The sequence below is a fragment of the Cyanobacteria bacterium QS_8_64_29 genome, assembly GCA_003022125.1.
Lineage (GTDB): Bacteria > Cyanobacteriota > Cyanobacteriia > Cyanobacteriales > Rubidibacteraceae > QS-8-64-29.
In genome coordinates this window covers 40,758-51,993 of record PXQH01000010.1, presented here as the reverse complement: position 1 = coordinate 51,993, position 11,236 = coordinate 40,758, and the positions used below count along the sequence as shown (strand labels likewise).

The following is an 11,236-nucleotide window of genomic DNA, read 5'->3' as shown; positions in this document are numbered from 1 at the left end:
TCTCGCTTTTCTCGATCCCAGAACCCTAGCTGTCCCATCAGTTTTAATCCTGGTTGCTACATTCTATTTTTCCATAAATCGGCCTGAATTTAATTTTTATACCAACTCAATATGGGAGTCATATTCTTTGGAAAGCGTGCATCCACTGCTCAAATTGGTATTAGAGGTGCCCGCTGAAAGGCAGCGCGGACGCGCGCCCAGTCGCTCGCTGCCGCCTCACTCACGGCGAGCAGCCGCCCCCTCAGTAACTGCCGGGGGGGCCAGTCCCAAAAAAACGCGCACCTGCTCCAGATAGCGCGGCGCATCCTCCAGCATGGGGAAATGCGCCGTTTGCGGCAGCTCGCAGTGCGTAACCCCCTCATTGAGGGCAGCTGCCCGCCGGCCCATCCAGTTGGGGATGATGATGTCTTTCTCGCCCGAGACCAGCAGCGTCGGAACGCGCAGGCCGGCAAAAGCCTGCGGCATGACCTGGGCGGCATGCCGGCTGACGGCCGTGCGGATGGTGCCTGCGGCAGCCTCAGTATTGGCAGCCAGATAGTCCTCCAAAAAGGCGCGGCGCTCGGCTGCCGGTATGGGGCGCTGCAGAAAGCGCGCCATGAACAGTCGGTCCATGCCCGGGACGCGCCGGAACCAGTTGAAGCGCAACCGGACGATGTTGCGCCCCGCCCAGTGGAAGGCCGAAAACGCCCAGCGATTGTAGGGAAAAATGCCGCTACAGGTCAGGATGGTCCGCTCGACGCGCTCGGGATAGTGATGGGCAAACAGTAGGGCAACCGAGGCACCAGTGGAGTGGCCGTTAATGAACGCGCGCTCCAGCCCCAGCGCATCCAGCAGTTCCGCTAAGTCCTGGACGTAGTCCTCCAGCGCGTATCCAGGCAGCGCCTGGCTGGGAGCTGCTGGTAGGGGCGAGCGCCCGAAGCCGCGCAGGTCGTACAGCAGACAGTCGAAGCGATCCGCCAATGCTGCCGCCGTTGGGCGCCAGTAACGTGCGGAGCCGCCCCAGCCGTGGAGAAAAACCAGGACGGGCTTGTTGGACTCGCCCTCGGTATGGGTGACCCACTCGTAGTAGTGGGGCACCCCGCGGATGGTGACCCTTGCGCCCGAGCTGCGCTCGCTTGCCATGCCCCCTCCTGCGCCGAGCCGCTCGCTAGGCGGATTCGGCCTGCGGCACCGACGATGGGTGCCAGAGCAGCTCGGCCGAGGCGCGTTGCTCCACCATCTCGCGCGTGATCTGGCAGTGCTGGATGTCGGAGCGCGAGGGCAGATCGTACATCAGCTCGAGCATGACTTCCTCGATAATGCCGCGCAGGGCGCGCGCCCCGGTATTGCGGTGGTAGGCTTCTTGGGCGATCGCGCGCAGGGCCTCAGTGGTGAACTCGAGTTCGATGTCGTCCATGGCCAGCAGCTTTTGATACTGCTTGACCAGGGCATTGCGCGGCTCGGTCAGGATGGACATGAGCGCTTGCTCGCTCAGCGGCTCCAGCACGGCCGAGACCGGAATGCGCCCGACGAACTCGGGGATCATGCCGTACTTGACCAGATCGTCAGGCTCTAGCTGCCGGAGCAGGCTGCTAGCCGAGGCCTGATCGCTCCCGACAGCTTCGCCTTCGTCGCGGACGAAGCCCATGGCGCGCTTGCCCACGCGCTGCCGAACCACGTCCTCGAGGCCAATGAAGGCCCCACCGCAGACGAACAAAATGTTGCTGGTATCGATGGGGATCAGCTCCTGGTGGGGGTGCTTGCGCCCGCCCTGCGGCGGTACGTTCGCCACCGTGCCCTCCAGCATCTTGAGCAGGGCTTGCTGCACCCCTTCCCCGGAAACATCGCGGGTGATGGAGGTGTTTTCGCTTTTGCGGGCGACCTTGTCGATCTCATCAATGTAGATAATGCCGCGCTGGGCTTGGGTGGCATCCATATCGGCAACTTGCAGCAGCCGCAGTAGGATGTTTTCCACGTCCTCGCCCACATAGCCCGCTTCGGTCAGGGTTGTGGCGTCGGCAACCGCAAACGGCACATCCAGCACCTCTGCCAGGCTCTTGGCCAGCAGGGTTTTGCCGCAACCGGTAGGACCGATTAGCAGGATGTTGGATTTGTGCAGCGTGACCTCGCCCTCGGCATCGCCATCGGCTGTTGCTTCGGCCCCTTCGGTCTCCTCGCTAGCAGGCTGCTGCTGGGCCAAGCGCTTGTAGTGGTTGTAGACTGCAACCGAGAGGATCTTTTTGCTCTCTTGCTGGCCGATGACGTGCTCGTCCAAATAGTCTTTGATGGCTTTGGGCTTGGGCAGCTCACTAAGGGAGAGCGGCGCCGCGCTGTTGCCCGATTGCGATGGGCCCTGCTCCGGTGAAGGGACGGGCTGGGGCGCCTGGCCCGGCGAGTCGGCCAGCTCGTCATCCAGAATCTCGTTGCAGAGCTCGACGCACTCGTCGCAAATGTAGACCCCTGGCCCCGCGATCAGCTTGCGGACTTGCTCTTGAGACTTGCCGCAGAAGGAGCACTTGAGGTGGGTGTCTTGCTTGGCCATGCCTGCCTCGTAGCTAGGATGCGGCGGCAGCAGCCCCCTGACCGGATAGTGCCGGTTGAGCGATGACGCGGTCGATCAGGCCGTACTCTTTGGCCTCTTGCGAGGACATGAAAAAGTCGCGATCGGTATCGCGCGCGATGCGATCGTAGGGTTGCCCCGTGTGGTCGGCCAACAGCTCGTTGAGGGTGCGCTTGAGATAAACGATTTCTTTGGCCTGGATGTTGATATCGGCCGCATGGCCCTGCGCGCCGCCCAGCGGCTGGTGGATCATGATGCGCGCGCTGGGCAGGGCCATGCGCTTGCCCGGACTGCCAGCCCCCAGCAAAAAGGCTCCCATGCTGGCTGCCAGGCCGTAGCAGATGGTGGCCACATCCGGGCGGATTTGCTGGATGGTGTCGTAGATGGCCATGCCGGCGTAAATGGCGCCGCCCGGCGAGTTGATGTAGAGCTGGATGTCTTGCTCGGGGTCCTCGGCTTCCAAATACAGCAGCTGCGCGACTACCGTATCGGCTACCGAATCATCGACCTGGGAGCCCAAAAAGACGATGCGCTCGCGCAGCAGGCGCGAGTAGAGATCGAAGGCCCGCTCGCCCATGCCGGATTGCTCCACCACCATGGGGACGACCGCCTCGCTGGCGGAGCGGATGGGGTGCCAGCGGCGGCTGTCGGGTTGGTAGCCCTGCAACTGCGAATAAACCATAGCGCGCGGGTGGCAAGCGGCGGGGTAAGTACGGCTCCATTATGCCTTAGCGGCCGCAGCACTAGGCTCACGCCTGCGGGTCTTGCGCCGAGACATCGACGGTTTGCTCCGAGGCCTGCTCGGTCTCGCCAGCCTCTGACTCGGGCTGCTGTTCCTGCTCGTCCTGCTCGGATTCCTCCGACTGCAGCGTCCCTTGGGGCACGAGCTCGATCGCGGCGTTTTGCTCCAGCCACTCCAGCGCTTTTTCCTTGCGCAGGTCATCGGTAACCATCTGCTGCATGCGCTCAGGATCGTAGTCTTGGTCGGAGAGCTCTTGCTTGAGCGACTCGATCTTGCTGTCGATTTCGTCTTGCTGGGGTTCGAGTCCCTGACGCTTGGCTACCTCAATCAGCACTAGCGACTGCTTGAGGCGCTGGATGGCCTCAGGGCGCGAGCGCTCTTTCATCTGCGGGATAGTGTCGTCGGTAAAGACCTGCCGGACGTCGATACCGTACTGACTCAGCTCCATGGCCGTTTGAGTCAGCATGGTCTGCACTTCCCGGTCGATCATCGACTCGGGCAGATCGATCTCGACGCGCTCGAGCAGGGCGTCGTTGAGGGCTTGCCGGATGCTGTTTTGGGTCTCCTGCTGGGCCTGTTCCTTAAACTGCGATGCCAGCGATTCCCGCATTTGCGACAGGCTCTCGTACTCGCCCACCTCCTGGGCGAACTCGTCGTCGAGCTCGGGTAGCTCGCGCGCTTTGATCTCGTTGAGGGTGACGTTAAAGGTGACGTTGCGCCCGGCCAGATTCTCTTGCGGATAGTCGCCTTCGAAGGTGACCTCAATGGCTTGGGTCTGCCCCTGCTGCATGCCCACTATGCCGCTGACGATACCCTCGATGAACTCGCCCTCTTCGAGGTCGAGCTGAAAGTCGCTGTCCTGGGCGCCCTCTAGTGGCGCCTCGTCCTCGCTCTCGGCCAGGCGCCCTTGGTAGTCGATGACGACCGTATCGCCCCACTGGGCCGGTCGGTCCTCGACCGGGACCAGCGTGGCCTGCTCCGCGCGGCGCTGTTGCAAAAACTGCTCCACTTGCTCGGCGATCGCCTCGTCATCTTCCGGCGTTTGCTCCGCCCGGACGCTCAGCTGCTGGTAATCCGCATCGTCCAGCTTGACCTCGGGCGAGACGTCCACTGCCGCCGAGACGGTCAGCGTCTGGCCGGGCTGGTAGTTTTGAGTCAGCGCCTCAAACGACGAGCGCAGCTGCGGCTTGCTAATGGCCTCAATCTGCTCCTGCTCGATCACCTCATCCAGAATCTGCTCGAGCAGATCCTCGAGTGCGGCCGCTTTGATCCGCTCGGGGCCCAGCCGTTGGATGAGCACCTGGCGCGGCACCTTGCCCTTGCGAAACCCAGGAATGTCGGCCGATTGGGCCAAGTTTTTGACGACTCGGTCGTAGGCTTGCTGCGAGCGTTCGGCGGGGATCTCGATTTCCAGACCGATTTGACTGCCGGGCAACTGTTCCTGGGTAACGCGCATGCCTCAAGTGCTCGTGACGCGGCGGCCGACCGTGCAGCCTCCCCCTAGCCCGCAGGCATCTGGGTCAGGCGTTGCTCGGGGGCTCAACTGTATCCAGGGCAGCGTAACACAGCCGCAGCCGGCGATCGCCTTGCTCGGCGGGCAATCTGCTAGCCTTAGGTGACAGCCCTGCATCGGGCAGGTACGGGCTGGTTCAGGAGCAACCACAAGCGGAGGCACAGCGTTGAGCGAGGGCATTCGCGTCGCCATTTTGGGGGCCACCGGTGCCGTGGGCGCCGAGCTGATCGCGCTGCTCGAGCAGCGCCAGTTCCCGGTCGCCGAGCTAAAACTGCTGGCCTCGCCGCGCTCCGCCGGCCGCCAGATGCCGTTCCGGGGCGAGTCCTTGCCGGTGGAGCCGGTCAGCGAGGCAGCGCTGGCGGATGCGGATCTGGTTCTGGCTTCGGCCGGTAGCGCGACGGCCAAAACCTGGATCCCCAAAGCCGTGGCAGCCGGTGCCGTCGCGATCGACAACTCCAGTGCCTTTCGCCTGGATCCGCAAGTGCCGTTGGTGGTACCGGAGGTCAATCCGGAAGCTGCCGCCGGCCACCGCGGCGCGATCGCCAATCCCAACTGCACCACTAGCTTGATGGCAACGGCGGTATGGCCGCTGCACCGCCTGCAGCCGCTCAAGCGCTTGCTGGCAACCACCTACCAATCGGCCAGCGGCGCCGGGGCTCAGGCGATGGCGGAGCTCAAAGCGCAGGCCCGCGCCATCCTCGAGGGTCAGGAGCCACCCACTGAGGCCTTCGCGCACCCGCTGGCGTTTAACGTTTTCCCGCACAAATCCCCGCTCGATGCCAGCGGTTACTGCCAGGAGGAGCGCAAGCTTATCGATGAGACGCGCAAGATTTTCAACGCGCCCGAGCTGCCGGTGAGCGCCACCTGCGTCCGGGTTCCGGTGCTGCGGGCGCATGCCGAGGCCCTCAATCTCGAGTTTGGGTCGCCGCTAGCGCTCGAGCGCGCGCGCGAGGCCCTGGCCCAGGCCCCCGGCATCGAAATGGTAGAGGACTGGCAAGCCAACCACTTCCCCATGCCGGCCGAGGCCACCGGGCGCGATCCGGTTCTGGTGGGTCGCCTCCGCCGCGATGCTTCGCACCCCAACGCGTTAGAGTTGTGGCTGTGCGGCGATCAGATCCGCAAGGGCGCTGCCCTCAACGCCGTGCAGATTGCCGAGCTGCTGCAGCGCGAGAACCGCATCCACCCCGCTGCTTCAGCGATGGCGGTTTAGTCCCCTCGGTGATTCCCAAGCAATGACTGACAGCTCGCTCGGACGCGTCATCACCGCCATGGTGACCCCCTTCACCGCCGATGGTGCGGTGGACTATGCCATGGCGGAGCGCTTGGCTGCGGCGCTGGTGGCCGATGGCAGCGACGGGGTTGTCGTTTGCGGGACCACTGGCGAATCGCCCACCCTCACCTGGGATGAGGAGTACAAGCTGTTCAAAGTCGTTCGCAGTGCCGTTGGCTCCCAGGCCAACGTCATTGCTGGCACGGGGTCCAACGCGACATCCGAGGCGATCGCGGCCACGCAAAAAGCGGCCCAGTTGGGGCTGGATGGCGCTCTATCGGTGGTGCCTTACTACAACAAGCCTCCCCAACAGGGGCTGTACCGGCACTTTGAAGCCATCGCCCGGGCCTGCCCCGACCTGCCGCTGATGGTCTACAACATCCCCAGTCGGACCGGCCAGAGCCTTGACCCCGAAACCGTGGCCCAACTGGCCCGGCTCGACAACGCAGTCGCGCTCAAGGACTCCAGCGGCAGCCTGGATCGCATCAGCCAGATCCGGCAGCTGACCGATGCCTCCTTTGCCATCTACTCCGGCGATGATTACATCACGCTGCCGTTTCTATCGGTGGGGGCCACAGGCGTGGTTAGCGTCGCCAGCCACCTGGTGGGATCCCAACTGCAGCAGCTGATCCGCAACTTCGAAGCCGGTAACGTCGCGGCGGCGCGACAGATCCACCTGCAGCTTTATCCGCTTTTTCGCGCCTTATTTGCTTCCACCAACCCCATTCCCATCAAAGCAGCCCTGGCCCAACAGGGCTGGTCCGTTGGCGCGCCGCGCCTCCCCCTGTGCGAGCTGGACGCTGAGAGCCAAGCGCAGTTGGCGCGCGTCATGCAAGACCTCTCGCTCGCCTAGCAGCGGCGCGGCCCCTACCCCGCAGCGCGGCAAGCCCCTGCCGCCGTTTCGTGGGGCGATCGCAACTATGACCCCTAACCCCGATCCCATCCGCGCAGGAGGCTAATGAGTAGCAAGCAAAGCGATGCAGCCTCGCCCCTCAACATCATCCCGCTGGGCGGGCTGCACGAAGTCGGCAAAAACACTTGCATCTTTGAATGCGGTGAGGAAATGTTTCTGCTCGATGGGGGCATCGGTTTTCCCAGCGAGCAGATGCACGGCGTCAACGTTGTCCTGCCGGACATGCGCTACGTGCGGCAGAACCGCCACAAAATCAAAGGCATGGTGGTGACCCACGGCCACGAGGATCACATCGGCGGTATTGCCTACTACCTGCAGCAATTCGACATTCCGGTCATCTACGGACCGCGCCTGGCGCTATCGTTGCTGCAAGGCAAGCTCGAGGAGGCTAACGTTGCCGATCGCACCGAGCTCAAATCGGTGGGCCCGCGCGAGGTGGTTCAGCTCGGGAGCGCCTTTGCCATTGAGTTCATCCGCAACACCCACTCGCTGGCCGATAGTTTCTGCCTGGCCGTTCGCACCCCAGCCGGCACAGTCATCCACACCGGGGATTTCAAAGTCGACCACACGCCCCCCGATGGCGAAACCTTCGACCTGCATCGCCTCGCCGAGTACGGCGCAAGCGGGGTGCTCTGCCTGCTGAGCGATTCCACCAACGCCGAAACCCCGGGCCATACCCCCTCCGAGCAGACAGTCTATCCCAACCTCGATCACGTTTTCGCCCAAGCCACCGGCCGGTTGATGGTGACCACCTTTGCCTCTTCCATCCACCGCATTGGCATCATTCTGGCGCTAGCGCAAAAGCACGGGCGGACCGTATCAGTGGTGGGGCGCTCGATGCTCAACGCGATCGCCCACGCCCGCAACCTAGGCTACATCCACTGTCCGGACAGCCTGTTCGAGCCGCTCAAATCCCTCGCCCGCTTGCCCGAGTCGCAGCAGCTGGTTCTGACCACCGGCTCCCAGGGGGAGCCCATGGCGGCCATGACCCGGATCGCGCGCGGCGAGCATCCCCAACTGCAAGCGCGCGAAGGCGACACCATCGCCTTTTCCGCCAACCCCATTCCCGGCAACACCATTGCCGTGGTGGATGCCATCGACCGCTTGATGGCCCAAGGGGCCCACGTCGTCTACGGGCGCGAGCAAGGGATCCACGTCTCCGGCCACGGGTCGCAAGAAGACCAAAAGCTCATTCTGGCGCTGGTACGGCCGCAGTTTTTCGTTCCGGTGCACGGCGAGTACCGCATGCTGGTCAAGCACGCCCAAATGGCGCAGCAGATGGGCATTCCGTCAGAACGCACCGCCCTGGTTCAAAACGGCGACACGCTGGTGCTAACCCCCAACGACCTGGAGCGCGGCGAGCCCGTGCTGGCCGGCATTGAGCTAGTCGATCGCGCCGGAATCGTGCGCGGCGACACCATCAAAGAGCGGCAGCAACTGGCCGCCGATGGGGTTATCACCGTGGCCGCCACGCTCGCTCGCGACGGTACGCTTGCGGCCCAGCCCCAGGTGCAGTTGCAGGGGGTCGTCAATGCGCTGGAGCGCTCGGCCGTGCAGCGCATGGTGAGCCAGAGCCTATCGCAGCTGGTGGCGCAGCAGGCCCCGTTGCAGGACGGCGGCCGTGGCGAGTTCGATTGGACCCGCCTCAAAACCGAACTCGAGAGCAACTTGCAGCGGCTGGTGCAACAAGAGTTCCGCAGCAGCCCGGCCACGATCGTCCTGCTGCAGGTGCCGGCGCAAGACGGCAACGGCCAGGCCCCGAGCGAGGCCGCCAACCGTCCCCGAACGCGGCGGCGCCGGCGCTCCAAATCGAAGGCCTCGAGCCCCTCCTGAGCGCGCCCGGCGCTAGAGCTCGCGGATGCGGACCCGGTCGGCTTGGAGCTCGCCCACCAGCACCGTACTGGCGGCGTTAACAAACAGGCCGTTCTCCAGTACGCCGGAAATGTTGTTGATGGTTTGCTCTAACTCGGCTGCGTTGTCGATCGAGCCAAACCGGACGTCAAAAACCAAATTGCCCTGATCGGTCACCACCGGGCCGGCCTTGTTGACCCCCATGCGCAGCTCGGGCTCGCCGCCCAACTGCTCGAGCGCGCGCCGTGCGGGCGCCTGCGCCATGGGAATGACCTCGACCGGCAACCGGAACTTCTCGCCTAAGGTCGAGACCAGCTTGCCGCTATCGACAGCAACCACGAAGGTACGGGCAAACGTATCGACGACTTTCTCGCGCGTGTGGGCCGCACCGCCGCCCTTGATGAGGGTCTTGGCCGGATCGACTTCGTCGGCGCCATCGACCGCAATGTCAATGTGCGATACCGCATCCAGGCTAGTGAGCGGGATCCCGTACTGCTTGGCCAGGACTTCGGCTTGAAAGGAGGTAGGGATGCCCGCAATGTTGCCTAGCTGCCCGGCCTGCAAGCGCTCGCCGATGGCCTGGATGGCATAGGCTGTCGTCGAGCCTGTCCCCAGTCCCACGACCGCATTGGCGGGGACGTGATCGGCGGCCGCGCGGCCGACTTGCTCCTTGAGAGACTGAGCCGAATCGGTTTTCGCTGTCATGCTTGCTTAGCTCCTTGCGCCCTAAGACGGCGGGCTGCGTTGCCGGGGATGCCCGAGCAACGCGCTTACTGCTTGCTTTGTGCGGCCAGCCGTTCTTTGAGCTTGGCTAGCTCGTCAGCCCAGCGCGGATCGGGCTCAACGCTCTCAGCACTACTACTACCTTTGCCGCTGCTGCGCTGGCGTTTTTTGTTGTTGCGGCGCTTGTTGGCGCCCCCGCCATCGGCGCTGTCTGAGGCTGCTGCTTCTTCCGCGTTCTCCTTGGAGCGAGGCAGCGCCTTTTCGATTTTGAGCGGATTCTCTTTAAAAGTTTGGCCGTTGTACTTTTCAATGAACTGGTTGGCCGTTTCGTCGTCGGGAACGGTTACGAACGCAAACCCCCGGCAGTTGCCGGTTTTGCGGTCTTCGATCACCTTGACCGACACAGAATCGGCAACATCGCTAAAGACCGCTTGGAGCGCTTCTTGCTCGATGGGCTCTTTCGGTAGGTTGCCGACATAGAGACGCACGGACATAAACGTTACCTCCTAGATAACCTCCCGATCGTTAAGTGGGGCAAAACACTGTCATTGCAACGTTGGCCACAACCGGAGCTGGGCGCCATCGGCGGCCTACCCCCTGCAGGCAGCAAGGCGCTCGCTCGAGCTGCACGCGAGCGTTCGGTGTGGCGTCAAAAGCTTGCGGACAAAAGCGTGCTTCGATGCGCTGCGATGGGCCTCGATCAAGCCCAATGCCCTAACTGGCCCCCGAGGATACCACACGCACCCCCGCTGCACGCGATAGTGCTTCAGTCGGCACGACCGCCCCTCGCTTGCCGAACCCGTACGATGCTAGCAGCGCCTCTCATGCGCTGCTCGAGGCGGGAGTGGGCACTGTGTCAAACTCCTTGTTATATTTTTTAAAGAAAGTTTACAACGCATCCGGAATCTTCATTCGCGTTGTAGGAGCCCGCTTATGTCTCAACCCGCAGAGCTATCGCTAGAACAAGAGTTCAACGTCCGCTCCTTTGAATACCAAGTTCGCCAGATGAGCCGCGAACAGGCCCAGGAGTTCTTGATCAAGCTCTACAAGCAAATGCTTATGCGCGAAAACTTGTATCAGGAGTTCCTCAAGCACGAGTGGGGGCTCGATGGGACCTCAAGCTTCCCGTACTCGCAGGAAGCTAGCTAGAACCGGCTTGGCTGCCGCGTGCAGCCAAGCCCAAAGGCTACCAGCCCCACGTGCCGGAACTGCCTTTAAACGGACCGACAATATCGCTGGTGATCCAGCCGCCGTAAAAGCAGCCGGTCTGCGGCTGTACGCGTTCGGTGCCGACGTAGCAAGCCGCCATCTGAGCCGGATAGAACGCTAGGTACTCGCGGATGCCAGCGTACTGTTGGGGCGGTTGGGGATAGTCCCAAGCGGCGTTAAGGGCCTGCCGATCCCCTACAGCGACCGTGTAGTAGCGGGCTTGCCCTTTCCACTCGCAGAACGAGCGGTGGTTGGTGGGCACTAGGTACTCGGTGCGGACGTCTGCCGGCGGCAAGTAATAAACGGGGGGATGGCTGGTCTCGAGCAGGCGCTGGGCGCGCTGGCTGTCGGCGATGGTGACGCCATTGAATTCCACCCGGATGCGCTGGGCGCTGGGTTCCAGGCGCGGCGGACGCGGGTAGTCCCACACTGACTCTTGACCGGGACCGGGTTGGACGCGTTGCCGTTGGCGCATG

General features: G+C 63.3%; 11 protein-coding genes. 4 read left to right on the top strand and 7 right to left on the bottom strand.

Annotation, left to right across the window (positions count from 1 at the left end; genetic code table 11):
- Nucleotides 1–216: 216 nt before the first annotated feature.
- The 4 genes from BRC58_02615 to BRC58_02600 form a co-directional block, all read right to left on the bottom strand.
- On the bottom strand, nt 217–1,122 hold the full coding sequence (locus tag BRC58_02615; GenBank protein ID PSP18881.1) for an alpha/beta hydrolase: 906 nt from the start codon (nt 1,120–1,122) through the stop codon (nt 217–219).
- Between the two features lie 25 nt (nt 1,123–1,147).
- Nucleotides 1,148–2,521: an ATP-dependent Clp protease ATP-binding subunit ClpX gene (locus tag BRC58_02610; protein ID PSP18880.1), complete on the bottom strand. Its 1,374-nt coding sequence runs from the start codon at nt 2,519–2,521 to the stop codon at nt 1,148–1,150.
- 13 nt (nt 2,522–2,534) lie between these two features.
- Nucleotides 2,535–3,221: an ATP-dependent Clp endopeptidase, proteolytic subunit ClpP gene (gene clpP / locus BRC58_02605; protein PSP18879.1), complete on the bottom strand. Its 687-nt coding sequence runs from the start codon at nt 3,219–3,221 to the stop codon at nt 2,535–2,537.
- 67 nt (nt 3,222–3,288) lie between these two features.
- Nucleotides 3,289–4,737 carry a trigger factor gene (locus BRC58_02600; GenBank protein PSP18878.1) on the bottom strand — a complete coding sequence of 483 codons (1,449 nt, stop codon included), beginning with the start codon at nt 4,735–4,737 and terminating at the stop codon, nt 3,289–3,291.
- A 223-nt stretch (nt 4,738–4,960) separates the two neighbouring features.
- On the opposite strand from BRC58_02600, the gene BRC58_02595 reads away from it, so the two are divergent.
- The 3 genes from BRC58_02595 to BRC58_02585 all read left to right on the top strand — a co-directional run bounded on the left by BRC58_02595 (nt 4,961) and on the right by BRC58_02585 (nt 8,810).
- Nucleotides 4,961–6,004, top strand: a complete 1,044-nt coding sequence (locus BRC58_02595) for an aspartate-semialdehyde dehydrogenase (protein PSP18877.1) — start codon at nt 4,961–4,963, stop codon at nt 6,002–6,004.
- Nucleotides 6,005–6,026: 22 nt separating this feature from the next.
- Nucleotides 6,027–6,917, top strand: a complete 891-nt coding sequence (locus BRC58_02590; GenBank protein ID PSP18876.1) for a 4-hydroxy-tetrahydrodipicolinate synthase — start codon at nt 6,027–6,029, stop codon at nt 6,915–6,917.
- A 105-nt stretch (nt 6,918–7,022) separates the two neighbouring features.
- Nucleotides 7,023–8,810, top strand: a complete 1,788-nt coding sequence (locus BRC58_02585; GenBank protein PSP18875.1) for a ribonuclease J — start codon at nt 7,023–7,025, stop codon at nt 8,808–8,810.
- A gap of 12 nt (nt 8,811–8,822) precedes the next feature.
- Here the strand turns inward: BRC58_02585 and BRC58_02580 are convergent, their stop codons facing one another.
- Together BRC58_02580 and BRC58_02575 are read right to left on the bottom strand one after the other, a co-directional pair.
- A complete protein-coding gene (locus BRC58_02580) occupies nt 8,823–9,533 on the bottom strand; it encodes a ribose 5-phosphate isomerase A (protein ID PSP18874.1) in 711 nt (236 codons plus the stop codon).
- A gap of 65 nt (nt 9,534–9,598) precedes the next feature.
- Nucleotides 9,599–10,045 (bottom strand): RNA-binding protein, encoded by a 447-nt coding sequence (locus BRC58_02575; protein PSP18873.1) that lies wholly within the window; start codon nt 10,043–10,045, stop codon nt 9,599–9,601.
- A gap of 439 nt (nt 10,046–10,484) precedes the next feature.
- Here BRC58_02575 and BRC58_02570 point away from each other — a divergent pair, with 439 nt between their 5' ends.
- The gene (locus BRC58_02570; GenBank protein PSP18872.1) at nt 10,485–10,700 is read left to right on the top strand and encodes an NblA-related protein; all 216 of its coding nucleotides are present in this window, start codon (nt 10,485–10,487) and stop codon (nt 10,698–10,700) included.
- Nucleotides 10,701–10,737: 37 nt separating this feature from the next.
- Here BRC58_02570 and BRC58_02565 read toward each other — a convergent pair whose 3' ends face one another.
- Nucleotides 10,738–11,235 (bottom strand): hypothetical protein, encoded by a 498-nt coding sequence (locus BRC58_02565; protein ID PSP18871.1) that lies wholly within the window; start codon nt 11,233–11,235, stop codon nt 10,738–10,740.
- Nucleotide 11,236 lies beyond the last annotated feature (1 nt).